The sequence below is a fragment of the Zestosphaera sp. genome (assembly GCA_038727705.1).
Lineage (GTDB): Archaea > Thermoproteota > Thermoprotei_A > Sulfolobales > NBVN01 > Zestomicrobium.
Genome location: JAVYVJ010000002.1, coordinates 401582 through 426260, shown reverse-complemented (window position 1 = coordinate 426260; position 24679 = coordinate 401582). Strand labels below are relative to the sequence as shown.

The following is a 24679-nucleotide window of genomic DNA, read 5'->3' as shown; positions in this document are numbered from 1 at the left end:
ATAGTTCTGAACGCCATTAAGAGTGCGAGGTAATGTATTGGGGGGTGACTATGGAGGGTAGTAGATCCAACATGCGCCTGCCGCCTAGGGTGGCGGATCCGCGTAAGCAGGCAGCGCAGGAAAGACTTAGGGATGTAAAGCACGTTATTGCCGTGACCTCCGGTAAGGGCGGTGTTGGGAAGTCGTTCGTAGCCTCCAGCCTGGCCCTAATGCTGAGGGGCATGGGACGTGAGGTGGGTCTAATGGACATCGACTTCCATGGACCCTCAGCCCCTAAGATCCTCGGTATGAGGGGTCAGAGATTGATAGCTTTGTCGGGGGGTATACAGCCGGCTGTAGGGCCCTTAGGGCTTAAGGTAATGTCCCTTGACTTCCTATTGGAGGACGATGACACCCCGGTCATCTGGAGGGGGCCTATAAAGACTACGGCAATCTTCCAGTTCGTAACGGACGTATCGTGGGGCAGCCTAGACATCCTGATCATAGACATGCCGCCAGGGACGGGCGACGAAGCCATCACAGTAGCTCAAGAACTCCCGAAGATAGATGGAGTGGTCTTCGTGACCATACCCTCTGAACTCTCCGTACTGGTTGTCGGCAGGTCGATAATGTTTTACAGGCAGTTAGGTAAGAAGCCGATAGGGCTTATTGAAAACATGTCGTCCTTCTACTGCCCCGACACAGGCAAAACCTACAGGGTCTTCGGCAGAGGCTCTGGAAGAACGCTCTCAGAGAGGTACGGCGTACCCCTCCTTGCCGAGATACCTCTAGACCCCAGGATAGGCGAGGCCAACGATGAGGGAAGGCCGTATGTTCTGACGTTCCCTGAATCCCCTGTGACTAAGGCCTTCAGGGATGCGGCAACCAAGATCGTTGAAACCCTCAACAACGTAGGTGGGGGGGCGGACGAAGCTACCTAGCGAAATCCCGCCCCACGATTACTTTGCTTTTCATCATAGCTACGTGCTGGAGCCCGTCATAGTACTTGTTCACCACCCCACGCAATCTCAAGATTTCATCAACCTGCTCGGCGCTCAATTCCAGGGGGTCATGCACGTCTGAAGCGATCAGGTAATTGCACGCGTAGCCGAAGGAGGGTATCCAGACCCAGTACTCCCTGACGATGTTGAACACGCTCTTCAGACTATTCACGGCGTCCCTGTATGTCGTGGGGAAGAAGAACGAGTTACCTGCTTGAGTCACTAGAATCCCGTCATCGCTCATCGCCTCCTTTACCTTAACGTAGTAGTCGGTGGAGTAGAGCTTACGCCCGACCTCAGGTCCGTAGGGGTCCGTCAGATCGTTGATCACGACATCGAAATACCGCTTGGGGGCCTCCTCAACGTACTTGAGTCCATCCTCGATGACCACCTTAGATCTCGGATCGTCGAAGGCACCTTTATGCATGAAGTCCAGGTACTTCTTGGCGAAGTCCACCAACTCCCCATCTATATCCACCATCACCGCCTCCTCGACGGTGCTGTGCTTCAGCGTCTCCCTCAACGTAGCCCCCTCGCCGCCGCCTATTATCAAGGCCTTCCTGGGGTTAGTGTGCGTCGTCATCGCCGGCTGAACCAGTGATTCATGATATATGTGCTCGTCCGCCTCAGTCGACTGGATATAGCCATCGAGGACTAATCCCCTCCCGAAATCTTGGAATTCAGCTATCTGTACCTCCTGGTATTTAGTCCTGGCCGTCAGGATCACCTTCTTAACGTTGGTCAACATCACGGTGTTGGGGGCTATCCCCTGCATCAAGACTAATCCCAGCCCAACCTCACTCAACCCGCACACCAACAATAATGATCGTGTGAATTTAATAAACTGTCGGCTCCACGTGGGTTAGGGTTGCTGTCGAGCCGAGATATCGGCGCATGCTTTAAGGCCGGCCTCGCTCAGTCTGTAATACGTGATCCTGGCAGTAGGGAGGTTATTGTGAGGGGGCTTCATGCCGCACCACGCCCCCACGGGGCAGGCAGTGCACGAACGCTGAGTTCCTGCTTCAACCCTCACTAGCAGTCCCTCACCAACCAGGATTGAGAGTAGGAGATCGATGTCCTCAGGCCTCAGCTTGAACGCGCTCGCCAGCTCGTTCGTGGTTAGCGTCTTAGAGGAGCACAGTGCCTTGAGTATCTCGCTTAGAAGTTCCTCACCACTATCCAAGACTAGACCTCCAGAAGGAGTTCCTCACCATTCTGCGGCAGGTGGACGCTGACTTCGTTGAGGCTTTCTTTAATCTTGGAGGCGAAGACGCTTCCAGCCCTCTCGTTAGTGTGGACTATCACAACGTGCTTCAAACTCTTTAAGCCTCTAACCAGCTCCAAGAGGCCGTCAACCCCTGCATGGCTGGAGAAGTCGAACCACTGAACCCTCGCCCTAACCAACCCGATCTCCTCCGACGGCACGCCATCCTCAAGCAAGGACCTCCCCGGAGTTCCAGGCGCTTGATAGGAGACCATGAAGACCCCGTTCCCAGGGTTTTCCGCAAGCCTCTTCAAGTAGTAGAGGGCGGGGCCTCCCTTAAGCATCCCCGCCGACGCCACGATGACGTTACCCCTACCTTCCGCAATCCTCCTCCTCTGGGAGGACCTGACCACCGCCTTGAACTCCTCTTTCGATCTGATGAGGGACTCATACCTGTTTATGTATTCAGGGTAGCTCACGAATATGTCGTATATCTGCCTTATCATGCCGTCGTAAAACACATCACCGCCGAACTTCTCGTAGAGTAGTGTAAGTATTTCTTGAGCCCTGCCGAGGCTGAACGCCGGAATCAGTACGTTACCGCCTCTATCAGTGACCTCCCTGACGGAGTCTATGAGTTCCTTCTCAACCAACTCTCTCGGCGGGTGTTTGGTCCACCCGTACGTCCCCTCTATGATCAGGACGTCGGCGTCAAGCCCTTGGTTGGCGGCCCTGGTGACGAGTCTAGTGTCTATGGTGTTTATGTCTCCAGTGTAGAGAACCCTGCTACCGCCGACCTCGACGTGCACCATCATGCTGCCCGGTATGTGCCCAGCGTTGAGGAGCTTCACTGAGTAGCCTTCAAGACCTACCTCAGCCCCGTAGGGATGCTCGGAGGTGCCGTCAAGCATGTTGCTGAGGTCCGTTTCCTCGTAGGGGAGGTAATAGCCGGAGATCTTTATGAAGTCTTTGATCATGAGCTCGCACAGCCTCTTAGTTAGGGAGGTGGTCACGACGGGCACCCTTCCTGACACGTAGAGGAGCGGTGCCGCCCCGACGTGATCTAAGTGGGCGTGGGTTAGGGCGAGGCCTGCTACGTCTGAGGGCCTCACATGGTCTGGGAACCTGGGCTTGTCCTCCTCGTCGAAGTTAACCCCGTAGTCCAGTAGGAGAAGCCTCCCACCGCCGTGCTGCAACCCTACAGCGGCCCTACCCACCTCACGCCCGCCGCCAAGTATCCTTACCTTGAGCACCTCAAACCCTATATATAGGACTGTCAAGAATTAATATTCTTAGTAGTAGAGTATCTAGACTGATCGGGTGGTGTCCATGTTCCCGAGTAATCCGAGAGAGCTCAGGAGGAGGATGAAACAGCTAGGTATTGATGCTGAGGAGTTAAACGGCGTCAGGTCGGTGGCCATTGAGCTGCAGGATAAGGAGATAATAATCAGGGACGCTCAGGTCGTCATCATGAAGCTCCAAGGTCAGAAGATGTACTACGTGAGCGGTGGGGCTGAGGAGGTGGTTGATAAGGAGGTGAGGGTTGAGGCACCCTCGATAAGCGAGGACGACATTAAGTTCGTCATGGAGCAGACCGGCGCTAGCAGGGATGAAGCGCTGAACGCATTGAGGAAGGCTGGTGGGGATATACCGCAAGCCATATTGATTCTTACGGAGAAGTAGTGCCTGAGGGGTCAGCTGCCCAACTCGCGCTCTGAGAGCCATCTCCTCAGAGTCTTTATCAGGTCGTCCGCCCCCGGCTTAAGCGACACTATGAGCGGCAGGCCCTCCCTGTCGGCAAGCCTGATGGCGAGCGGGTCAACCCTCCTAGTGCCGTGAAGTACCACAACAAGCGGCTTCACAGGACTGATCCTCACAGATATCATCGGGGACCTCCCGGTGCTCACCTTAGTGAATATCAAGGCCCTTCTGGATGTAGTCCCCATTATCTGCCAGAACTCGTTACCGCTCAACTTCTCTATGGCCTCCAAGCTATCGAGTACTGTGTAGCCGTAGATCTCGAGATCCTTGGGCACCACGGAATTGACTATGAAGCCCTCAACCACCGTGACCAGTTCGTCGAGCTTCATAGGGGCGCCGAAGTCCTTGATGTCCATTATAGCCCCTATACTCAGGTTGAGGGTGTTGGCTATCTGCTTGACGACCGGGTACCCCCTGGACTTATCGAGCATTAGCAAAGCCTTAACAAACCTCTTAACAAACCTGACTCCAGGCGACCTTCTCCCCTTCTCGTAGTCGCTGATCACCGACGCACTCACACCCATAAGCACCCCGACGTCGGTCTGAGTCAGCTTGAAGGTCTCCCTCCACCGCTTGAGTGAAGCACCGCAGTTCTCGCTCATAACTATGTCCCCGGCAATCCTCTGAGCTATCAACTCCAACACAAAGTCGTAGGACAAAGGCGTTCACTAAATATTTTTCCCCTTCCGGGCAAAAATATAAAGCTACCGTCGCTGAAGACGCGCCGATGCCTCAGTCTCGAACGTGGCTTCTGAGGGACTGCGGGAGGTTGGAGTCTATAGGGCTGTACGTCGATGGGGGATGTCGCACGAGGTATTTGAAGTCATAAATAGCTGATTTAGGTAGGAATTTATGGTGGACGGAGGTGATTCACGAAAGGTACTTAAGGCAACTCGCGCTGCTCGGTCATGACGGTCAAGAGAGGTTGCGGAGGGCTAGGGTGGTTGTAGCCGGGGTCGGGGGGCTGGGCTCCACAGCCTCAATGCTTTTGGTGGCTGCCGGCGTCGGTAAGGTGATTCTGTTCGACAACGGTGTTGTGGAGCTCAGCAACCTAAACAGGCAGATCCTCTATAGGGAGGAGGATTTAGGGAAGCCTAAGGCGTTGACGGCGGCCAGTAAGCTGGGGTCGCTCAACAGCGATGTTGAGGTGGTGGGGTATGTTGAGGATGTGAGGTCTGACAGGTTCAGGGAGGAGGTCAGTAATGCTGACCTGATTGTGGATTGCCTCGATAACTGGGCGGCCAGGATAGTGGTGGACAAGACGGCCTGGGCTCTTGGAAAGCCCTTGGTGCACGGCGGCATTTCAGAGTTCTACGGTCAAGTCACCACAGTCGTCCCAGGCGTCACCAAATGCCTCAGATGCGTCTTAAACCTGAGTGAGGAGAGGGCGAGCAAGATCGCCGAGAGACCCCCTCAGGTGATAGGGCCGACGCCAGCGCTTGTAGGGGCTATCGAGGCCGTTGAAGCTATAAAACTCCTCACAGGGGCTGGTGAGCTCCTAACCAACAAGTTGCTGGTAGTAGATCTAAAGAGGTATGAATTCACTAAGCTAGAGCTAACGGTTGGTGAGGAGTGCAGATGCTGATCAACGGCGTGAGCCCCGCATACCTGGAGCTTGAAAGCGGACTATAGGGATGTCTTGGATGTCCTGCAGCGGGTTGATGGCTGATGCGGGATCTAACGATGCCTTAATGATGGAGTTGCTCAAAATAATCAGGGAGTGGTCGAGGGGTAATCTCAGCAAGTACGGCTGGCTCATGCGCGAGCCCGAGTCATATGAGTGGTGGGGTGGTTTCGGAGACCCGTTCGAGATAAGTGTTTCAGCGGTGCTGGTTCAACTCAGCAGGTGGGAGGTCGTCGACAAGGCGTTGAAGAGGCTTAAGGAGAGGGGTCTACTCGATCCCCGTAGCCTGTCTGAGGCCAGTCAGGAGGAGGTGGAGGGACTGATTAGAGGTGTCGGTTTCTACAGAAGCAAGGCAAGAGTCTTGAGGGCCTTCTCAAGGCTGGTGGTGGAGAGGGGTGGCTGGCGGTCGTTCGTTGACAGGGACTTAAGCAGCATCAGGGATGACGTGCTGAGCCTGAAGGGCGTCGGCCCCGAAACCGCCGACACCATGCTTTTGTTCGCGTGTAACAAGCCAGTCCTGCCTGTCTCCAGGCTTGCTAGGAGGGTGCTCTCGAGGATCGGTCTGGATGTGCCTAAAAACTACTTGAAAGCCCAGAAGAGTCTTGAAGAGCGTGTCCCAAAGAGCCTTGAGAACTACAAAATGCTTCACGCCGCACTAGTCTCCATAGCCAAGACATACTGCAGGATCAAGAAGCCCGCGTGCAGTGAATGCCCTCTGAAAACGCTCTGCAACTACAGTCGGGGGAGGTAGTTGGCTCACTCACCAACGACCTGTATGAACACCCTCCTCACTCTAGGTCCGTCCAACTCTACCAGCATTACTTCCTGCCACGCACCCCTCACAAGACCTCCCTTCCTCACCGGAAGGAATCTGCTTGATCCTATCACGCTCGACGCTATGTGTGCATGCGCGTTATCGTCCACCTCATCATGTCTCCACCCCCCACCCGGTCTGAAGGTCTCCGTAACCCACTTGATGTAGTCCTCAACGATCCTCGGCTCGTACTCATTCACTATTAATGCTGCAGTTGCGTGGGGAACGTGCATCAAGCAGAAGCCTTCCTTCACACCGCTTCTGAGGAGGACCTCCTCAACTTCCTTAGTTATGTTGACTATTTGGTACCTCCTCTCAGTCCTTAAGGTCAACTCCTCCGAGTATATCCTCACGGCGCAGGACCCCGCATGTTAGGCGACGCTGCTGGGCAGGGGTACTACCTCTTCAGAGGCCTCGGGTTCACCCTTATAGTGAATTCCGGCTTACCTCCAGCCGCAAGATTCTTGTAGTGGTTGAAAATCCCGTTGCATTTAGGGCATTGAAGCCTCCTTACCTCGTAGGTGCGGAACTTCCAGGGATTCCTTAAGGACTTAAACTCCCCTTCATAACCGCAGTAAGGACATCTAACCAGAGTAGCTCACCAAATATATTGTCGTCATTAAGGATAAAAATGGACACTGCGTGTGCGGGAGCGGAACTCCGCTCAGGTAACGTGGGTTGAGCACCTTATATATCCTTGTCCTCTTATTGTTTTGTGGGGGCCGTAGTTTAGCTTGGTAGAATGCGGGGTTCGGGTCCCCGTGGTCCGGGGTTCAAATCCCCGCGGCCCCACTAGGTTGCGCTCGCTTGTCTTAGGGTCTCACACGCTGTGCTGGTGTTCCGCATCATTTTGTTACGCGGATTTGCCTCCTCCTTATGCGGGTCTCCGTCACTATAACTATATAGCCGTAGAGGTCTTCACCGAGACTTAGCGCACGTAGTATCGCTTCCAACCTACGCGGTATTAGCGGCTCTCTTAACCTGAGGAGCACGATCCCCGGCGGATTGTATGCTTGAGCTAGGTAACCGAAATCCTTATCCATCGTTACGATGATCTTATTGTGCTGCATGGAGTGCTTGATTACGTCCTCGTCTAATGCCCCACGGTTCTCTGCGATAACGCTCTGCACGTCGTATCCCCTCTCCTTGAGCTCTCTATATGGTTTCAGCCCTATGCTCTCATCTAGGAGTAGTTTAAGTCTGCGACTCGACAATCAGCGTCTCCTCCCTACCCAAAGCTTTGGCAGCGTACAGTAGAGCGGCGCGGACGTCCTCAACGCTTATACTGTAGTCCTCCGCTATCTCCTCAGGGGTCATTCCAGCTGCGAGTAACTCTAAAATCAAGTCTATGGTTATCCTCGTGCCGCGTATTACAGGTTTACCAACCATTACCCTGGGATCGCATGTAATGCGCTTCAATAACTCCTCACTGCTTTCCCTCATATGCTACCCTACCGTTAACGATGTTAAACATGCTATTAAACGCCTCACCTGGGTCAGCTTATCGCTTGCTGAATCACGTGTATTGAACGCGTTCCCCATAAGTAACTGTCTATGGTGTCTAGTCTCAAATCCCGATCCCGCTTCATGAGGGGTTCAGGCGTGGAGGATTCGGTTGTGATGTAGGGTCTAGAGTATGTTTTAGGGGACCTTGCAACGCTTCAACCCTACCCTCACCACCTCACTTGAGTCGCAGTATGCTTGACTCCAGTCTTGAAGTGAATGGTGGAGGTGTAATGACGTATGATTCACGTGGTTGCCGACATCATCTACTGCATGCCGATGGAGTCCAGCGGTCCGGGGTTCGAATCCCCGTGGCCCCACTAGGTTGCGCTCGCTTGTCTTAGGGTCTCACGCGTTGCAGTCAACGCTAAAGAAGCGCCGGCTAGGGATATGATGAGGTGTGTGAGGATTGCTTCACGCAGGCTGAGCAGGGGTGCCGCAGTCTGTAATACTGCAGCGCTGGAGAACAGCGTTATGTTCAGGAGCGCGATGGCCGTTGCCGAGTACTTTACCGGGTAGCTCTCCTTAATCATGGGTGAGGCTATTATCTGAAGTCCTGATGCAATTCCTAAGATAGTTAGGGACGTTGCTAGGACTACCACGTCATGGGTTAAGGTTGAGTACAGCATGAGCATCCATGAGGTTGCCGATGCGAGCGATCCGGCTAGGAAGACGGGCCTTCTGCGCTTTAAGACCCTGTCGCTTAGGAAGCCTGACAGCGGGCACGTCAGCGTGAATGCCAACGCTAACAGCATTAAGTACTGGCTAGCGGCCTCGGCACTCATGCCGAACGCCTCCATCATGTGCTTCTGCCCCCATGAGGTCTGGTAAGCTAGTGTAACGCCGTATATCCCTACAGCCCCAACACTAACGCCCCAGACGTGCGGGTCTCTGGCCAGCACTCCAAGGTACATCACGGTCTTCTTAAGGTCTTCAACACCCTTCCCAGAACCTAGGTCGTCGGAGGTTATTAATACGCAGGTGGCGGTGATTAGCGCGAGCAGCGTCAGAACCATCAGGCTGGTTCTCAAGCCGACAGTGTTGAGTGTGAGGCGTAGTGGGTAGGTGGCTGCTAGCCCGCCTAAGTTACCGAGCGTTAATGCGTAGGATGTTAACCTACCCTGATGTCCTGCGTCGTAGCTGAGGGAGGAGGCCCTCTGGTAGGCCAGGAAGGCCGCGGCGGCTGAGAAACCGACTAAGAACCTCCCGATGATCAGGGAGGCCGGCGTCATCAGACACATAATCAGGCCCCCCGCGCACATCACAACACCGAACAGGAACCCAACCCTCTTAATGCCGAAGGTATCCGTCAGGGCGCCGACGAACAGTTGAGCCACGGTGTAGGCGTAGAAGTAAGCTGATGACAGGAGGGCCATAAGTACGTCCGGGCTGACGTTGTGTACAGACGCCACGCGATCGACCTCGACCTTCATAACGCCCGTCATGACCCTGTGGAAATACACTATAGTGTAGAACGCTATCAGAGCGGTCAACAACGCTCGCGCCCCAGTATTCACCGACCTGCTGGAGCCCTCAACCAACTCGAAACACCTAGGACAAGCATTAAAGTCTACAAAACCTTTAATAAGTTCTTTAGGGACAGACGCGCCGGAGCCGAGCTCCGTAAGGTTCAAAGGCTCCTCCCGGGGTCTGTAGGGCAGTCCAAAACCTCCCCCCACATCTATGAATTCCAGCTCTTTAAACCCCTGCAAACCGGGTCACAGGCGGGGGATTCTTGAACAGCTAATCGTCACAGACGCATAAGCCGTATCTTAAGTCTCTGGCGATCTGCTCTATGACGCCCTCCCTCCTAAGGATTACGCAGAGGTCGCATGCAAGGCTCTCAGACTTAACCCTCCCCTCAGCCAAATCCTTGGCGATCCTGTCGAGCTCGCTCTTAAGGTGATCCATACTAGTGAGCCTCTCAATCATCTTGGGTTTCCTCCGCTTATTCACCACATAATTAACTAGGGGTTGGGAAATCCCCAACAGTCGAGATGCCTCCAGCTGGCTGAAGCCGTGTTCACTGACCATCTTCACGGCTAGGTAGAGCCTCAACGAAGGTAGCACGTGCTTCACGAACACCTCGCAGAAAGTCTTCATCCACCATCTCCTATAACAAAATTATAGTGCACTTATTTAACTTTATAGATTCCCCTCGATGGAGGGATCTGTACTCAAGCCTGCCAGGGAGGACCGGGTGCTGGATGGGATGTAGAGGTTTTATTATGTATAACGCTTATTGTATTGGATAGTGGTACTGGGTGTCTGGGCTTCGGGATATAGCTACTAGGGTTCAGAAGTTTGAGGAGGAGCTTAAGAGACCTTTCGTGGGCAGGGATGAGGAGTCGCGTGTGGTAGTCTTAGCCCTCCTCACAGGCGAGCACGCCCTCCTCGTAGGGGAGCCGGGCTGCGTTACAGGAGATACAATCATCTCCTCAGAGGATGGCAAGCTACTCTACTTAGACGATGTGGCGAAGAACCTCGTGCCCGGGGTCTACATAGCGGACTTTCCCGTCTTCCCCCCCGGTAGGGCCACTGAACTCCACGTGTACGATGTCTGGGAGACGTACGAGGTTATTACAGGAAGGGGTTTCAGACTTCGCGGAACGCCAAACCATCCGGTGCTGACTGATAGAGGCTGGGTCAGCATGAGGGATCTCAGGAGGGGTGATAAGGTCAGGGTTTTAACGCAACTACCCTCACCAACACATTACGTAAGCATCCCGAGCGCTGAACTGCTTGGCGTGAGGCTTAAGCGGTCGGGCGTTAGGAGTGTTGGCGTATTGGATGAGAGGCTGGCCGAGGTTTTAGGAGCGTTCGTCATGAGAGGTAGCTACCTAAGCAACTACTCCGTAGGGTTCAGGGTCGGCATTGATGAGGGGGAGTTACGTGGGAGAATCGAGACGCTCATGAAGGACTTATTCAACTTAGAGCCTCGAGTGATCCAGCCACGTTCCTCACAGATAGTTAAGTATAGTTCAGGGTACTTAGTCAAGCTGTTTAAGTGGCTTGCTGGGAGGGGGAGGGAACGAGTGCCTTGGTCGATCCTCGCCTCACCGGACAGAGTCTCTGCAGCGTTTCTGAGGAGTGTTTTAGAGTGCGGTAGTGTCTTAGAGTGGGGCTCCAGAGCGTGTTTGACCCTGAGGGGTAGAAGCAGGACGTTCTTAGAGGGTGTTCAAATACTTCTGCTGAGGTATGGCGTGCTCTCCTCCATACGCGACCGCAGTGCGTACGGCGGCTACGTCCTCAGCGTGGAGGGGTCGTGTAACCTCCGGAGGCTCGTTGAGATGGTAGGGCTTGACACCCTCCGGCATAAGTTTGGGGGGTCATTGAGGATGGAGTGCCGTGCTGGGGGGATGCACGTCGCAGGCTTCGAGTGGGATGAGGTCAAGAGCGTTAGAAGGCTTGAGGGGTGGGTAAGGGTTTACGACTTTCACGTGCCGGATACACACTCATTCTTCACTAACGGACTCCTCTCCCACAACACAGCTAAGTCAGCCCTGGTTAGGAGGGCGGCCGAGCTCCTGAACGCTAAGTTCTTCAAGTACCTGCTGACCAAGTACACGGAACCTTCGGAGCTGTTCGGCCCTCTCGACATTAAAGCCCTGGAGGACGGCAGGTACGTCAGGTTAACCGCGGGCAAGTTGCCTGATGCGCAGATAGCCTTCCTAGACGAGATCTTCAAAGCCAACTCAGCCATATTGAACGCCCTGAACACTCTACTTCAGGAGAGGATGCTGTACGATGGCTTCACGGAGTTGAGGGTTGATCTGTGGACGCTTTTCGGAGCCAGTAACGAGGTGCCCGAAGACCCTGAGATCCAGTCGGTGTACGATAGATTCCTTCTAAGACACTTCGTCAGACCTGTCCAGGAGGATTTATGGAGAGGTCTCCTCAGAGCCTCGTGGGAGTTGGAGAGAGCGAACACGCTAGGGAGTAAGGCAGGTGATGGGGGCAGGATCCTGAGCGTTGACGAGCTGAAAAGGATTAACGCCTCCCTCTATGAAGTGGATTTAAGTGGTGTTGAGGGGAAGCTGTTGAGGCTCTTCGCCGCCCTAGAGAGTAGGGGGATCCACCTAACTGACAGACGTAAGGGGAAATCGTTGAAGGTGATCGCCGCCAACGCGTTAATAGGTGGGAGGAGGTACGCGGTTGAGGAGGACCTGCTCACCGTAAAGTACGTGGCAACGCGTGAGTGGGACGATCTCGAGAAGGTTAACGCAGTTCTTGCGGAGGAATTGAAGACCTCCTACAAGTACTTGAGGGAGTTGAGTGAGATAAAGACTAACCTGAAGGAGTTGCTGCAGTACGTGAAGTCGCTGGAGGGGATAGAGAGCTCGTTCGTGGCTGCGAAGTTCGAAACTATAGAGAGGGAGCTGGAGGTGACTAAGGCGAGGATCCTCAGCATCATGAGGGAGTCCCAGGATCCTCAGGTCCTGAGGCTCGGCGAGGATGTCCTGAGTTTGGTGAGCAGCATTACGGAGTTAGTGGGCAGGAGGGCTGATAGGGTTTGAGCGGGGGTTTCTTAAGGGGCATCGATTATGAGGATCCTGTGGTTCGCTATAGGGGGGAGAAGATAGTTAAGCTCTCGGCTAAGTTGGGTCTTAGGCACAGTCTCCTGACCACGGATCTAGCTACCGATCTCTTCTACATCCTCTACCTGCCTCACGCCATAGTTGTGGAGGAGCATGAGGGGGGCGGCCTCCACTACAGCCTCGTCAAGGCCGTCAGCGAATCGGAGGAGCTCGTCAAACTCAAGCAACATACAATCCTGAACTCATTCATATCCACTCTCATCTCGATCTCCGTAATCCAGTACCTCGTAGAATTGCTCGATGAGAGGAGGGAGCTCCTGACCTCGAGGGATTCAGGCAGCATAAACAGCAACGCGCTGAAGTCCGTGGTTAGGGAGTCCCTGAGGAATAGCGTTCAGGAGGCTGAGACCATGAAGAATATTGAGAGACTCTACATGTCGGGGTTGCAACCCGGTGTGGGGAGTGAGTTCGATCTGGACGAGGACTCGGAGAAGATCCTTAGGTTGTCGAGGAGCGTGGACGTAAGCAAGATATTGGAGGTCCTCTCATTAATACCCGACATCACCAGGAAAGCTAGAAAGAGGTATGACAGGTTTAACAGGGGGGAGTTCGACGGGTACGACCTGGGCGATGATTTGGAGAGGCTGGTTCCCGCGCAACTAGCGTTGCCGACAAAATATCTCCTCCTGAGCTACACTGAGTCCAAGCTCCTGCTCTACGACAAGAAGGTGAGCAAGTCCCTAGGCCCCCTCTACCTTCTCACAGACAAGTCGGGGAGCATGGAGGGTGAGAAGATAGATTGGGCTAAGGCAACAGCTATAGCCCTCCTGATAAAGTCTAGGAGGGAGGTTCGTGAGTTCTACATGAGGTTCTTTGACGGCATGCCGCACGACCTGATTAAGGTGTCCAGGCGTGCGAGCCCTACCGAGTTCCTTGAGTTACTCAAAAACTTAGCCAGGGTCAAGAGCGGTGGAGGTACTGACATAACTAAGGCGATCGTGACAGCGTGTGAGGACATAGTTGGTAGCGGCCTCGTTAAGAGGGATTCCGACATTGTGGTGATAACGGATGGTGAGGACGCGCTCTCCGTAACCACTTTAAGGCGTAAGCTTAGAGAGGCTAACGCCAGACTCTCCTCTGTAATGATTCAAGGCGACAATAAAGACCTGAGGGCGTTGAGCGATAAGTATCTAATGGTTAACGCGCTTGACAAGAGCTCGATACTTAAGATCGTTGAGGCCTAACTTCGCCGAAGCTTGAGGGGGGCATCACGTAGAACCTTATCCTGCCTTCCAGGTAGTCGCGTATTATCAGCTTAGCTGACTCACTGATTACGGGTTCTCTGTCGCTCCTGTAGATCCATCCCCTCCTGAGAGCTAACTCCCTGAGTATCACGTCAGGGTCTGCGCTCTCTATCTCGTACGCCTCGCTGAATGCTCGAGGGTTATACTTCACCACCCTCCTAATCAAGGACACGGCCACAGCCACCGGGTTTCTTATGTTGTCGATGGGGTTCATCCTAACGGCGATCTCCACCTCATCACCCTCTACGGGCAGTATCCCTGGAGTGTCAAGGAGGTAGACGCCGCTGCCGACGTTGAAGAGCTGTGCCTTCTTGGTGTAGCCGGGGGTGCCGGGGTGTGGCGAGGTTCCGGCAGCGTGTCTGCCGGCCCACGTATTGATGAGGGTCGACTTGCCGACTTTGGGAACGCCGAAAACACCGACTATGAGCGGCTTCTTCCTGCACAGAGATCTGACGACCCTCCTCAACCTCAGAGTGCCTAACCTCCTCTGAGCCGAGATTAGGACTGCATTTACGTGCTCAACCTCCCTGAAGTAGTTAACCCACGCACGCCCGACGTCGCGGGGTACGAGGTCAGCCTTATTCAGCGCTAGGACGTACTTAACGTCCAGCTCCCCGCACATGCTCTCGAACCTCCTGCTCCTAGTCGAGGAGGGATCCCTGCCGTCCACCACCTCCACAGCTAAATCGACCGCCTGCAGAAGCTCCCTGACCAGCCTCCAGTTAGCCAGTAGCATCTCCTACCCTTTGTAAGAAGCTTCTAGTCTGCTAATAAGTCGTCACCTAATCACAACTGAATGCAAGCCGCCCCGTTCTAGGTGCTGTCTTTCAGTCGGGTATGGTTCGTCTCTCCCCCGCTGAGTGCTTCACCGCGGTCGTGGACCACCCTCCGTAAGGCTCGTGAACTTTCCCCAGGTTCAACGAGGTGGGGAAGGCTAAGCGATCATCAACCCTGCCCTAGAGGTTTCGTGCGTCCGCACTTCCTTAGGAACTCTTTATACCTGGCTATGTGTTTAGTTTCTCTGGGGTTTAATCCTCGTCTCAACGCTGTTTCCACTGACGCTATACCCAGTATTTGAGACCACTTGATGATGTTGCTCACATAGTCACCGCTTATCTCGTACACGGTTAGGCTGACCCCGGCGCTCTTAAGCAGTTCTTCAAGGAATCCAAGCGTGTAGTCACCGACCTCCCTGAAGATCACGGCGCTCACGGGTCCGAACCAGCCCTCCCACCCAACCACGTCGTTGTGGAATCCCTCGGGATATACCTCCGCTTTAGCCACCGTCTTCGCGTTCTCGTTGAACTCGTCCTTAGCCCTTAGGGCTAGTGGGTAATATCTAACGTTGCTTATGAAGACAGGCATCCTGCCGTGGAGCCTGTCAGCTAATTCGCCGCCGGCCTTAAGTGCGTCGCTGCCCTCAAGGGATTTGAGTAGCTCGTGAGCGTCCATTCCCTCAAGCTCTACGCCAAGCTTAGATAGTAGCTTAAGAGCTCCTAGGAGGAGGGCTGGGAAGGAGGATCTTGGGGTCCTCCCGGGTGGGATCCTAAAGTGTGGAAGGCGATTACTCACCGAGAGCTCCATCATCATACCACCCGAAGCAACTACCGCCGCCTTAACGCCTCTTGAGAGGGCTTCCTGAAGGCATGTAAGGGTCTCCATAGTATCCCCTGAGTAGCTCACTGCCAGCACTAACCAATCCCGGTCAACCCACCTGGGTAATCTAAAGTCTTTGATGACCACCAGCGGTGCATCAAACCTCTCGGCGGACATTGACTGCAGGACATCACCCACTATTCCGGAGCCCCCCATGCCAAGTACCGCCACGCCCTCAGGGGGCTTCCTCAGAGGCTCTGCGTTCGCAGGTTCCGTGCTTAACGCCGCCCTCACCAAATCCGGCCAGTCGAGGTAGTCCATTAAGTACTCACTATTCATGCAGACACCTCTCCAAGGACTCGAATGTTAAATCTCGCTCGACCTTAAAAAGGAGGGTAAGAGGCTCAGTCTTTAAAAGTATTCCTTGATCGCAAGAGTAGCGTTGGTGAAGTAATTGGGTTCGAGCTTCAAGGAGTTCGAGAAGTCTTGGAAGGGTAAGGATAAGTCGGTTGGCGACCACATTAAGGAGCTGTTCGTGAGGGAGAAGCCCTTAAGGTACAGGCTAGCTATGGCTCACTACAAGCTGAACTCCATGACCAGGAGGCTTGAGGTGTACCTTGACAGGCTCAAGGCCAGGGATAAGGAGCTCTTCGAGAGGGTTGTGGACGCGTTCATATCTAAAGACCAGACGAGAGCCACGATGTACGCTAATGAAGTGGCTGAGTTGAGGAAGGTCGCTAAGAGCCTCTTCCTGGTGCAGGTGGCACTGGAGCAGATAGGGTTGAGGCTTGAGTCCATAAGGGAGATAGGGGAGATAGCGGCCTACCTAGGGCCCGTAGTCAGTGTGGTCAAGGACATCAGGGAGGCGATAAAGACCACACTCCCCGAGATAGGGATAGAGCTAGGTGAGATTCAGGACATACTGCAGGAGACCGTCATGGAGGCCGGTGAGATGATAGGGGTCGGGTCGGTGAGCATGTATGCAACGCCTGATGCGAGGAAGATACTCGAGGAGGCTAAGGTAGTGGCTGAGCAGAGGATGAAGGAGACGTTCCCATCACTGCCGGCGATACCCTCAGGCCTTCCCGAACAAGCGAAGAGCCCTGCAGAGTCCAGCTAAGCATAATTTTTCACTGACTTAATGACTAACAAGCCTTCTTCACGGGACTAAACCGTCTAAGAGTTAAAGGCTCTCACGCTTATGGTACACATCGTTAACGGGCTTTAGGGGCGTGATTAGATGAAGTCGCTGAAACCTTTAATCAGGGCGAGGTTCTTTAAGGCAGTCCTAGCCTTAACCCTAACCCTCCTCATCCTCTATATCGTACCGGTGCCGACTGTGGGCGAGCCTGTCGAGGATTTAGCTCAGGGCTGGGGTAAGTTCGTTGAGATCGACGGTGTGAAGATACACTACGTCGAGGACTACGGGGGAGGTAATCTCACATTCGTCCTCCTTCACGGTTTTGGAGCTAGTGTCTTCAGTTGGAGGGAAGTGCTTAAGCCGCTCAGTAACTATGGCAGGGTAATAGCCTTCGACAGACCGGGTTTCGGACTCAGCGAGAGGGTGGATCCAGCTAAGGCGGGCTTCAACCCCTACACCGCTGAAGGACAGGTGGAGCTGACCTACAGACTGTTTGGGAAGCTCAACGTGAGCAAGGCAGTCCTCATAGGACATTCCGCTGGAGGCGGGGTTGCCATACTCTTCACGCTCAATTATCCCGAACTAGTGGAGGCGCTGGTTCTCGTTGCACCGGCGTGGAAGCCCAGTCGGAACTCGCTTCATGAGACCCTACTGTATTCAATACCCCTATCCGAGAAGTACGGCCCCCTCGTAGTCAGGGGCTTCATAGGGCAGTTGGAGCAGATACTCTACAGGGCTTGGTACGATAAGTCAAAGCTAACTGAGGATGTGCTGGAAGGCTATAAGTATCCCTTGAGAGCTAAGGACTGGGATAAGGGCCTCTACTGGCTGATGAAGTATAAGGGATTCCCCGACATCAGGGATGGGATAGGTAACTTAGAGACCCCTACTCTAATCATCCACGGCCTTAACGATGAGATTGTAAACCTCAGCAACAGCCTGGAGTTGGTCAGCTTACTGAATCCAGCGGCCCACCACAAACTCGTGGTGATGGATGAATGCGGACACTTACCGCATGAGGAAAAACCGGATGAGTTCATTCAAACACTTGAGGAATTCATAGTAAACCTTAGGGTGAGTGCTTGAGAGGAAATCCGGTTCCAGTTAACACTCAATCAGGCATTCTAAGGATCTAAACCCACCAGAAATTATTTAAGCCAACCCATCTAGACCCGCGCAAGACTTTTCAAAGGATTTAGTAACGATTAAACAGTGGTAATACTTAAAAACCTAAATAACTGATTAAAACCTAAATAACTGATTAGTAGAGGGGATGTCTTATGGCGTCCCAGAAAACTTTGTTGGGAGTAGTCGTAGCAATAGTCGTGCTAATAGTTGCTGTGGTTGCTTACCAGTTCCTAATGGCACCAACACCTACGCCAACACCCACACCTACTCCGACCCCTACTACGCCTAAGCCCACGACCCCCACACCAACAACGACCCCAGCAACTACTCCGACAACCCCCACGCCAACACCAACGACACCCATATCTAAGATCACTCTTCAATGGGGTACAGCCTCAGTTGGTAGTGCGGGGTACACTGGCTTAGCGTTGATAGCCGACGTGGTTAACAGGCATATGACCGAGCTTGAGATAAGTGTTATGCCTACTGCAGGGGCTGTGGCCAGCATAAAGGGCTATGCAAGCGGTGAGCTGGGAGGTTGCTACGCATCCACTCCATCGTTTACCGAGCTTTACTCACTGTCCGGGAGGTTCAAGGGCTTCACCCCAGGTAGGTGGCCTGTGCAGACGTTCTGGGCTTACACAAACGAGGTAACTATAGCCATACATCAAAAGAACCTGGGTAAGATCGCTTGCTGGCGTGACTTAAAAGGCATGAAGATATTCTCCGGCCCGGCGGGGTGGGACGTCGGGGCGGCTTTGAGGGCCGCGCTTCAAGTACTCAACATCACCTTCGAGCAGGTGGAGATTGACTGGAGCATGGTTCCAGACGCCCTGGAGAGGGATGTGATAGTGGCAACGAACATCTACACCGTGGGGGTTTACGGTCTGCCGGACTGGGCTAGGCAGGCAGAGCTCAGCGTCCCACTGGCGATACTCAATCCATGTCCGGACGAGGTGGAGGTCCTCAAGGCTAAAGCCCCCGCGCTAGGGATATTCGAGGTGCTTGAGAACTACGTTACCCCTAAGGAGGTCTTCTCAACGGATGTGAAGCTCAACACAGGCACCAAACTGACGGCCCTCAGGTTCTACTACGGCTTCCATGTGGGGACAGAGGTTCCTGCCGAGGTGGTTTATAAGATGCTTAAAGTTCTCGAGGCGCACGCTAAGGAGCTGGCAGAGCTAAACCCGATGTTCAGGCTTCTTGCTGAAGACTTCGTCGGCGTGCAGGTCGCCGGGATCGAGACCAACAAGGACGTTCCAGTGCATCCAGGGCTGGCGATGTTCCTGAAGGAGAAGGGGGTATGGAAGAGTGAGTGGAAGATAGCCGGTAGCTAATTTTTCGCTCCAAACCCTATTAGGTGATGTGTTTTGAAGAACTTGTTGGGGAGGGCCTTAAGGTACGCACGGCTAGCGCTGATTATAATATATGCGGTGCTAATCCTGTACTACTTCACCACAGGCTGGGAGGGTGCCAGAAAGTTTGTTGTGATCATGGTCCCAGTCTCCGTGGTGGTGTGGGTTATTGAGTCTCTCTACAGGAGGGACCCCCTTATACCGAAGGTCAGGAATCTATATGCTAACGCGCTTGTCGGCATCGTATTCATAGCGCTGTCACTACTATCTGGCTACTACATAAACGAGAACTTCTGGGACTTAGTTAGCGTTAGGATGGGGTTCTACACCCAGACAGACCTCATTATGGGGGCGTTGATAGCTGTGGTGATACTGTGGTTCGGGGCCGTTAAATACCCGATTATATTCGCGATAACCATGTTCTTCCTATTGAACGTGCTCTACGGCCGTTACTTCCCCGGAATACTTAACCATCCGGGACTCAGCTACTCAAGACTCATAGCCGCGGTGAGTGTCGACTTCTCGACAGGGGTATTCGAGAGCCTCTCCCAAATCGCGACGACTGTCATAAGTGCTTTCATGCTCTTCGTGGGCATACTGAGCGGGTTCGGCCTGGTTGAGGCTACCAACAGAGTTGTCCTCTCGAAGCTTAGGTCGCCTAAACTCATACCTCAAACCAACATACTAGTGGGGGTTCCGGTAGGGATGGTTACCGGAAGTGCAGGCGCTGCGACCGCCACGGTCGGGAGTCTCACAGTACCCATAGTTAAGACTTTAGGCGTCCCGCTGGCCATGGCCTCCGCCATGGCCGCCGCAGCTGGAATAGGGGCTCAACTGATGCCTCCAGTGATGGGGGCTGCCGCGTTCGTCATGGCGGACGCGCTCGGCGTCCCCTACTTCGAGGTAATGATTAGGGGATTCGTTCCCGCGCTGGTCTTCTTCGCAGGCCTTGCTGCGGCTATTTACTTCATATCGTTGAAGAGTGTTAGGGCGGACAGTGTTGAAGGCGGTTCAACGGCAACCCGCTCGAGGTTATCGTTACTGGACTACGTTTACGTACTTCTCTTCGCGAGCGGGATATTAGTCCTCATAGTGCTTATGGCTTCCTGGGTCTACGCACCACTCGCTGCGATAAGGTCGGCGGGCGTGGTGTTGGCGGCGGTTATCTTTGTAAACCTCTTCGTGGGTTTCCGTAGGAGGCTTAAGGCTCTGGAGGTTATCAAGGATATAGGTGTGAAGACTGTTAAGGCTCTGGAGTTCTTCTCCATCGAGACGGCTAACCTAACCCTCCTGCTGGCGCTCTTAGGCATACTCAAAGCCCTATTCACCGTTACGGGGCTCTCCCTTAAGATGGGGTCGGCGATAGTCAGCTTAGGTGCTGGAAACCTCTACCTAGTGATCTTGCTGTCGTACGCGTTCGGATACATAGTCGGGATGGGAGTCCCGCCCCTGGGTACTTACGTCATAGTATACCCTGTGGTCGTCCCGGCTTTAATGAGGTTGGGGATCAGGCCCTGGGCAGCGCAGTTCACGGCCTTCTTCATAGGCGTCCACGCAGAGTTCGCGCCGCCTATGTCCGTGGCTGCGGCCACAATATCAAGGATAGCTAAGGTCTCGTTCACGTCCGTCCTGAAGGAGCTGGTCAAGATGGGCATAGGATTGCCGCTGATAATCGCCGTGACCCCTCTCAAGCCGGAGCTGGTGCTGGCCCCGGGGGTAGAGCAGATTCTCACGGGGGCTGAGCTGGCGTTGGGTATAATAGGTATAGAGGTGGTCGCGTACTGGGCGTTGCATCATAGAAAGATCTTAGACGTGGCTCTTAAGGCGTTGTTGGTGGTTAGTTCGGCGCTGTTGTTATTCACTCGAGGGCTCTACGAGATATTGGGGTTAGTCTTAACGCTGCCCTTAGTGGTATATGCCTTCCTGAGGGCTTGGAAGGTCATGAAGGCCGCGCGGCAGGCCTGAAGTTCCATAAAACTATGACCTGTATTTTTAAGTCCTACGCAAGGTCTTGATATTAGTGATTAAAATGTCGTATGAGAGGTTCCTAAGCGATAGGGCAGGGCACTATAGACCTCTCGCGACCAGGGAGGCGGCCAGGAGGCTTGAGGGAGTTAGGCCGGCGAAGGTTGTGCGCTTCGCTGTCGGTAACCCGGGGCCTGAGATATACCCTTACGAGGTGTTGGGCGAGATAGCTAAGGAGGTGATGCTTCAGTATAGGGATAGGGTGTTGCTCTACGGCTCAACTAGGGGTGATAGGACGTTTGTCGAAGTCCTGAAGAACTTCATGAGGGATAGGGGCGTCAGGGTTGATGGAGATGACGAGGTCATAGTGACGACGGGCTCGCAGCAAGCGCTGTACTTGGTCTCGGTGTTGCTCATCAACCCCGGGGACTACATTGCCGTTGAGAACCCCACATACCTCTCGGCGATAAATGCTTTCAGGACGGCGAACCCGAGGATGATTGGGGTGCCGGTGGACGAGAACGGTATGGATGTGGATGCTCTTGAGGGTAGGCTTAAGGAACTTAAGTCAGCGGGCTCTAGAATTAAGTTCGTGTATGTGGTTCCAGTCGCCCACAACCCGACTGGAGCCACCATGAGTGCTGACAGGAAGAAGCATCTGATTGAGCTAGCTAGCGAGCACGATTTCCTGATAGTTGAGGACGACCCGTACTCATACTTCACCTACGAGGAGGCGGACGTAACCCCCCTTAAAACGCTGGATCGGGAGGGCCGCGTGATCTACCTGAGCACGATGAGCAAGATACTTGCACCGGCTCTGCGGGTGGGCTGGATACTAGCTAAGAAGGAGCTGGTGAATCACTTAGAGCGTGTGAAAGCACTCATAGACATTCAGACACCCTCGCTGAGTCAGTACATATCGAGAATAGCCATTGAGAGGGGGATAGTTGCTGAGGTCATAAGTAAGGCTAGGAGCCTCTACAAGGTTAAGAGGGACCTCATGTTGCAGGCGCTTGAGAAGCACGTGCCTGAGGGCAGGTGGGTGAGGCCGGTCGGCGGGCTCTTCATAATGATATGGCTTCCCGAAAGCGTGGATACGGAGGAGATGCTTCCGGAGGCCTTCCAAGCGGGTGTGTACTACATTCCGGGACGGCAGTTCTTCGTGGATGAGGAGGGTTCGAATACTATGAGGCTGAATTTCAGCTACCCGCCGGTTGAGGACATAGAAGGTGGGGTGGAGGCTTTAGGAAGGGTTGTTAGGAAGAGGCTGAGCTGAACCCCACCCGTTTCTCGCAGGTAAAGCTTTTTAACGCCGGGTCTTGCGAAACTAGTGGTGGTTTGCATAAAGAGCTTCAGGGTATTCATACCCGAGCCTGAGTGGCCCGAATCACACAGGATCCTCGAGGAGGTGGCCGAGGTTATCGTGGGGAAACATGGGGTCAGATATGATGAGGAGGCGCTGGCTGAAGTGCTTAAGGACTTCGACGCCGTCATAATAACCTCTCAACATAAGGTATCCCGTCGAGTCATCTACAGTAGCCCGAGGCTTAAGGTCATAGCTAAGTACGGCTCTAAGCCGGGGCCAGACAACGTCGATCTTGAGGCAGCCACTGAGAGAGGCATACCGGTCGTGTATTCGCCTGAAGCCAACTCCGACAGCGTTGCGGAGTTCACAGTCAGTTTAATATTGTGCGTGCTTAAGAAGATATGCTTCCTAAACCAGGCATTAAGGCAAGGCCTGTGGAGGAGCGAACTCCTTATAGAGAAAAGCAACTTCACCCGCGAGCTCAAGGAGAAAGTCGTTGGAGTGGTGGGACTAGGCGCTATAGGGAGGAGGGTCGCTAGGATACTCCAGTCGTTCGGGGTTAGGTTAATAGGCTATGACCCATACGTCCAGCGCGAGGCCCTCGGAGGCATTCACATAGTGATGGTCGGTAGTCTGGACGAGCTCCTCAGGGAATCGGATATAGTTACTATACACGCGGCACTCTCGCCCGTGACCTACCACATGATGGGGGAGAGGGAGCTGAGGCTTATGAAGCCGACAGCGTACCTTATTAACACGGCCCGAGGAGCCATAGTTGACGAGCAGGCCCTAGTGAGGGCTTTGAAGGAGGGGTGGATAGCCGGTGCCGCGCTAGACGTGTTCGAAAAAGAACCCCTCCCTAAAGACCACCCCTTGCTGCAATTGAGTAATGTCATAGCTACCCCTCACTTCGCATCATGCACTTACGAAGCCTACGAAAGGGAGACCGTGACCGCGCATAAGGACGTCGTGAGGGTGTTGATGGGCTGCAGGCCTGTAAACATAGCCAACCCTGAGGTTCTGGGCAAGCGCCCTGACCTGCGAGAGTGTCAAGAATTTTTATTATAGATATCCTTCACGAATTCCGCTAGGTTCTCTTTTAAAATCCCCCTCACGCTAATAGTGAGGTATCGACAGAGCGCTTCGTAAGGGGTTCTGAAGCTATGTAGCTCCTGCGTTCATGGAGGCCCTTAAACCCTCCTCAATTGCGGCGGCATTGATGGGGGGATCGCGGCTTCAGCACGTGTGTAGGTTTAATACCCGCTCTTTGACTTGCGTATCACGTATACTGTGTACACAAGTGTGAGCAGTATAAACAGCGCTGATAAGGACTTTTTATGAAGATCTCCGCTCTACTGACCATCCAAGCTATTCTGAATAGATGTTCAAACTGAGGCACTAGCATGTATCCCATGAAGAACGATATTGTGGAGGCGCCCCCTCTCAATCAGGTATGCTACTACCTCTAAAACAACGCATAACGTCAGTTGCGTGGGTGAGTATGTCATTACCCACAAACCGGTTAACGATACCAACATGATGAATGGATATAGGAAAGCCTTCCTCACCCCTATTACCTTGCCGACGAAGGGGCCGAAGATCGGCGTGGTTATGTAGCAGAGGATGAAAGCTATCGGGAATGCGGCAAGCATAGGTAACACCATATGCATCTGCTCAGAGAACAGCGTGGGGCCTGGGATGAGCCCGTGTATTAGGAATGCCCCCAGTATCACCGCAGTTACTGAATCCCCAGGCATCCCGAACGTCAGCATGGGTATTAACGCTCCGGGAGGTAACCCCTATCGTAGCATGAGTGTATGCTAGAGCTTCCACCGACCCGGTTCCGTACTCCTCGCGTCGTTTGGATCTGCTGACCCCCTCAGCGTATGCCACTTGAGTGGCCATAGCTGCCCTGCACGCGGGTGAACCCTAGGATGGAATTACTTCGACATTACGACATGTACGTGATAACCGAGATTTTATAAACGTGGACAGTACCTTAACTGCGGTGCATTGGGATTGAAGGGTAGCCAGGGCTTGGATCCATATTCCTCGTTCAAGATCAGCACTGACGTAACTTTCGCGGATAAAGGATCTATTGCAGGCAGGGTCGTCGCTGTTATGGATCTCGTATTGCCTGAGAGGTCGTTGAACCTCATAGCTCCACATTCGCGGGCATTGAGGAAGTATGAAATCCATGAGTTAATCCTTACAGCAGACCCTTCTGCAAGACCTGGTGGTACGGCTAGGGGTGCCGCATATCTTTGCTTCTTTGAGGTGACTAGGGGGGTGTGATCCTGGTTAACGATAGGGTCGTCGTAAACAATGCCCCCGTATGCACTATCAGGGGGTATGACGAAACACACGCACCAAACCACATCAACATCGTTTGCTACGATAATAACGTCAAAACAGGCAAGCAGCTGGGATTAAGGGTTGGAGATAAAAGTGGTTGTTACG

25 protein-coding genes and 1 tRNA gene are annotated in these 24679 nt (G+C 53.7%); 14 read left to right on the top strand and 12 right to left on the bottom strand.

Annotated features, from left to right (window positions below; all coding sequences use genetic code 11):
* Nucleotides 1-50 precede the first annotated feature (50 nt).
* Nucleotides 51-920 (top strand): Mrp/NBP35 family ATP-binding protein, encoded by an 870-nt coding sequence (locus tag QW772_06395; protein ID MEM0038536.1) that lies wholly within the window; start codon nucleotides 51-53, stop codon nucleotides 918-920.
* Here QW772_06395 and speE read toward each other — a convergent pair.
* From speE to QW772_06380, 3 genes are read right to left on the bottom strand one after another with little or no spacing between them, the layout of a single operon-like run.
* Nucleotides 913-1794: a polyamine aminopropyltransferase gene (gene speE / locus QW772_06390; GenBank protein ID MEM0038535.1), complete on the bottom strand. Its 882-nt coding sequence runs from the start codon at nucleotides 1792-1794 to the stop codon at nucleotides 913-915. The genes QW772_06395 and speE overlap by 8 nt on opposite strands.
* Before the next feature lie 48 nt (nucleotides 1795-1842).
* Nucleotides 1843-2163: a FeoC-like transcriptional regulator gene (locus QW772_06385; GenBank protein ID MEM0038534.1), complete on the bottom strand. Its 321-nt coding sequence runs from the start codon at nucleotides 2161-2163 to the stop codon at nucleotides 1843-1845.
* 2 nt (nucleotides 2164-2165) lie between these two features.
* Complete coding sequence (locus QW772_06380) at nucleotides 2166-3464, bottom strand: MBL fold metallo-hydrolase (GenBank protein MEM0038533.1); 1299 nt, start codon at nucleotides 3462-3464, stop codon at nucleotides 2166-2168.
* Nucleotides 3465-3513: 49 nt separating this feature from the next.
* Here QW772_06380 and QW772_06375 point away from each other — a divergent pair, with 49 nt between their 5' ends.
* Nucleotides 3514-3867, top strand: a complete 354-nt coding sequence (locus QW772_06375) for a nascent polypeptide-associated complex protein (GenBank protein MEM0038532.1) — start codon at nucleotides 3514-3516, stop codon at nucleotides 3865-3867.
* An 11-nt stretch (nucleotides 3868-3878) separates the two neighbouring features.
* Here QW772_06375 and QW772_06370 read toward each other — a convergent pair whose 3' ends face one another.
* Nucleotides 3879-4604 carry a helix-turn-helix domain-containing protein gene (locus QW772_06370; GenBank protein MEM0038531.1) on the bottom strand — a complete coding sequence of 242 codons (726 nt, stop codon included), beginning with the start codon at nucleotides 4602-4604 and terminating at the stop codon, nucleotides 3879-3881.
* Between the two features lie 206 nt (nucleotides 4605-4810).
* Here QW772_06370 and QW772_06365 point away from each other — a divergent pair, with 206 nt between their 5' ends.
* Both QW772_06365 and QW772_06360 read left to right on the top strand, forming a co-directional pair.
* Nucleotides 4811-5530, top strand: coding sequence for a HesA/MoeB/ThiF family protein (locus QW772_06365; protein ID MEM0038530.1), 720 nt, complete (start codon nucleotides 4811-4813; stop codon nucleotides 5528-5530).
* 58 nt (nucleotides 5531-5588) lie between these two features.
* Nucleotides 5589-6320: a hypothetical protein gene (locus QW772_06360; protein ID MEM0038529.1), complete on the top strand. Its 732-nt coding sequence runs from the start codon at nucleotides 5589-5591 to the stop codon at nucleotides 6318-6320.
* 5 nt (nucleotides 6321-6325) lie between these two features.
* On the opposite strand, the gene QW772_06355 is transcribed toward QW772_06360, so the two are convergent.
* A complete protein-coding gene (locus QW772_06355) occupies nucleotides 6326-6736 on the bottom strand; it encodes a secondary thiamine-phosphate synthase enzyme YjbQ (protein MEM0038528.1) in 411 nt (136 codons plus the stop codon).
* 365 nt (nucleotides 6737-7101) lie between these two features.
* Here QW772_06355 and QW772_06350 point away from each other — a divergent pair.
* Nucleotides 7102-7175 (top strand) — tRNA-Pro (locus QW772_06350).
* A gap of 53 nt (nucleotides 7176-7228) precedes the next feature.
* Here QW772_06350 and QW772_06345 read toward each other — a convergent pair.
* The 4 genes from QW772_06345 to QW772_06330 all read right to left on the bottom strand — a co-directional run bounded on the left by QW772_06345 (nucleotide 7229) and on the right by QW772_06330 (nucleotide 9989).
* Nucleotides 7229-7597: a DUF5615 family PIN-like protein gene (locus QW772_06345; protein ID MEM0038527.1), complete on the bottom strand. Its 369-nt coding sequence runs from the start codon at nucleotides 7595-7597 to the stop codon at nucleotides 7229-7231.
* Complete coding sequence (locus tag QW772_06340) at nucleotides 7578-7826, bottom strand: DUF433 domain-containing protein (GenBank protein ID MEM0038526.1); 249 nt, start codon at nucleotides 7824-7826, stop codon at nucleotides 7578-7580. Before QW772_06340 ends, QW772_06345 begins: the two co-directional genes overlap by 20 nt.
* Before the next feature lie 380 nt (nucleotides 7827-8206).
* Nucleotides 8207-9598, bottom strand: coding sequence for an MFS transporter (locus tag QW772_06335; GenBank protein ID MEM0038525.1), 1392 nt, complete (start codon nucleotides 9596-9598; stop codon nucleotides 8207-8209).
* Between the two features lie 31 nt (nucleotides 9599-9629).
* Entirely contained in the window at nucleotides 9630-9989 is a 360-nt protein-coding gene (locus QW772_06330; GenBank protein MEM0038524.1) for a transcriptional regulator, read from the bottom strand.
* A 161-nt stretch (nucleotides 9990-10150) separates the two neighbouring features.
* Between QW772_06330 and QW772_06325 the strand changes: the two genes are divergently transcribed.
* A complete protein-coding gene (locus QW772_06325; GenBank protein MEM0038523.1) occupies nucleotides 10151-12403 on the top strand; it encodes an AAA family ATPase in 2253 nt (750 codons plus the stop codon).
* Nucleotides 12400-13668 (top strand): VWA domain-containing protein, encoded by a 1269-nt coding sequence (locus QW772_06320; GenBank protein MEM0038522.1) that lies wholly within the window; start codon nucleotides 12400-12402, stop codon nucleotides 13666-13668. The genes QW772_06325 and QW772_06320 overlap by 4 nt, the downstream gene beginning before the upstream one ends.
* On the opposite strand, the gene QW772_06315 is transcribed toward QW772_06320, so the two are convergent.
* The gene (locus tag QW772_06315; GenBank protein MEM0038521.1) at nucleotides 13649-14464 is read right to left on the bottom strand and encodes a GTPase; all 816 of its coding nucleotides are present in this window, start codon (nucleotides 14462-14464) and stop codon (nucleotides 13649-13651) included. The genes QW772_06320 and QW772_06315 overlap by 20 nt on opposite strands.
* Nucleotides 14465-14673: 209 nt before the next feature.
* On the bottom strand, nucleotides 14674-15663 hold the full coding sequence (locus QW772_06310; GenBank protein MEM0038520.1) for an SIS domain-containing protein: 990 nt from the start codon (nucleotides 15661-15663) through the stop codon (nucleotides 14674-14676).
* Nucleotides 15664-15778: 115 nt separating this feature from the next.
* Here QW772_06310 and QW772_06305 point away from each other — a divergent pair, with 115 nt between their 5' ends.
* The 6 genes from QW772_06305 to QW772_06280 all read left to right on the top strand — a co-directional run bounded on the left by QW772_06305 (nucleotide 15779) and on the right by QW772_06280 (nucleotide 23287).
* Complete coding sequence (locus QW772_06305; protein ID MEM0038519.1) at nucleotides 15779-16444, top strand: Snf7 family protein; 666 nt, start codon at nucleotides 15779-15781, stop codon at nucleotides 16442-16444.
* A gap of 120 nt (nucleotides 16445-16564) precedes the next feature.
* The gene (locus QW772_06300) at nucleotides 16565-17551 is read left to right on the top strand and encodes an alpha/beta hydrolase (GenBank protein MEM0038518.1); all 987 of its coding nucleotides are present in this window, start codon (nucleotides 16565-16567) and stop codon (nucleotides 17549-17551) included.
* Nucleotides 17552-17745: 194 nt separating this feature from the next.
* A complete protein-coding gene (locus QW772_06295) occupies nucleotides 17746-18930 on the top strand; it encodes a TAXI family TRAP transporter solute-binding subunit (protein MEM0038517.1) in 1185 nt (394 codons plus the stop codon).
* Nucleotides 18931-18963: 33 nt separating this feature from the next.
* Nucleotides 18964-20913: a TRAP transporter large permease subunit gene (locus tag QW772_06290; protein MEM0038516.1), complete on the top strand. Its 1950-nt coding sequence runs from the start codon at nucleotides 18964-18966 to the stop codon at nucleotides 20911-20913.
* A 64-nt stretch (nucleotides 20914-20977) separates the two neighbouring features.
* On the top strand, nucleotides 20978-22189 hold the full coding sequence (locus tag QW772_06285) for a PLP-dependent aminotransferase family protein (GenBank protein MEM0038515.1): 1212 nt from the start codon (nucleotides 20978-20980) through the stop codon (nucleotides 22187-22189).
* Nucleotides 22190-22243: 54 nt separating this feature from the next.
* Complete coding sequence (locus QW772_06280) at nucleotides 22244-23287, top strand: hydroxyacid dehydrogenase (protein MEM0038514.1); 1044 nt, start codon at nucleotides 22244-22246, stop codon at nucleotides 23285-23287.
* Between the two features lie 317 nt (nucleotides 23288-23604).
* On the opposite strand, the gene QW772_06275 is transcribed toward QW772_06280, so the two are convergent.
* Entirely contained in the window at nucleotides 23605-23997 is a 393-nt protein-coding gene (locus QW772_06275; GenBank protein MEM0038513.1) for a tripartite tricarboxylate transporter permease, read from the bottom strand.
* 241 nt (nucleotides 23998-24238) lie between these two features.
* Between QW772_06275 and QW772_06270 the strand changes: the two genes are divergently transcribed.
* Entirely contained in the window at nucleotides 24239-24514 is a 276-nt protein-coding gene (locus tag QW772_06270) for a hypothetical protein (protein ID MEM0038512.1), read from the top strand.
* Nucleotides 24515-24679 lie beyond the last annotated feature (165 nt).

Coding starts and splice junctions, on each gene's coding strand:
- QW772_06395 (MEM0038536.1), top strand. CDS start 51: ATGGAGGGTAGTAGATCCAACATGCGCCTGCCGCCTAGGGTGGCGGAT.
- QW772_06375 (MEM0038532.1), top strand. CDS start 3,514: ATGTTCCCGAGTAATCCGAGAGAGCTCAGGAGGAGGATGAAACAGCTA.
- QW772_06360 (MEM0038529.1), top strand. CDS start 5,589: ATGTCCTGCAGCGGGTTGATGGCTGATGCGGGATCTAACGATGCCTTA.
- QW772_06340 (MEM0038526.1), bottom strand. CDS start 7,826: ATGAGGGAAAGCAGTGAGGAGTTATTGAAGCGCATTACATGCGATCCC.
- QW772_06330 (MEM0038524.1), bottom strand. CDS start 9,989: ATGAAGACTTTCTGCGAGGTGTTCGTGAAGCACGTGCTACCTTCGTTG.
- QW772_06315 (MEM0038521.1), bottom strand. CDS start 14,464: ATGCTACTGGCTAACTGGAGGCTGGTCAGGGAGCTTCTGCAGGCGGTC.
- QW772_06310 (MEM0038520.1), bottom strand. CDS start 15,663: ATGAATAGTGAGTACTTAATGGACTACCTCGACTGGCCGGATTTGGTG.
- QW772_06300 (MEM0038518.1), top strand. CDS start 16,565: ATGAAGTCGCTGAAACCTTTAATCAGGGCGAGGTTCTTTAAGGCAGTC.
- QW772_06295 (MEM0038517.1), top strand. CDS start 17,746: ATGGCGTCCCAGAAAACTTTGTTGGGAGTAGTCGTAGCAATAGTCGTG.
- QW772_06285 (MEM0038515.1), top strand. CDS start 20,978: ATGTCGTATGAGAGGTTCCTAAGCGATAGGGCAGGGCACTATAGACCT.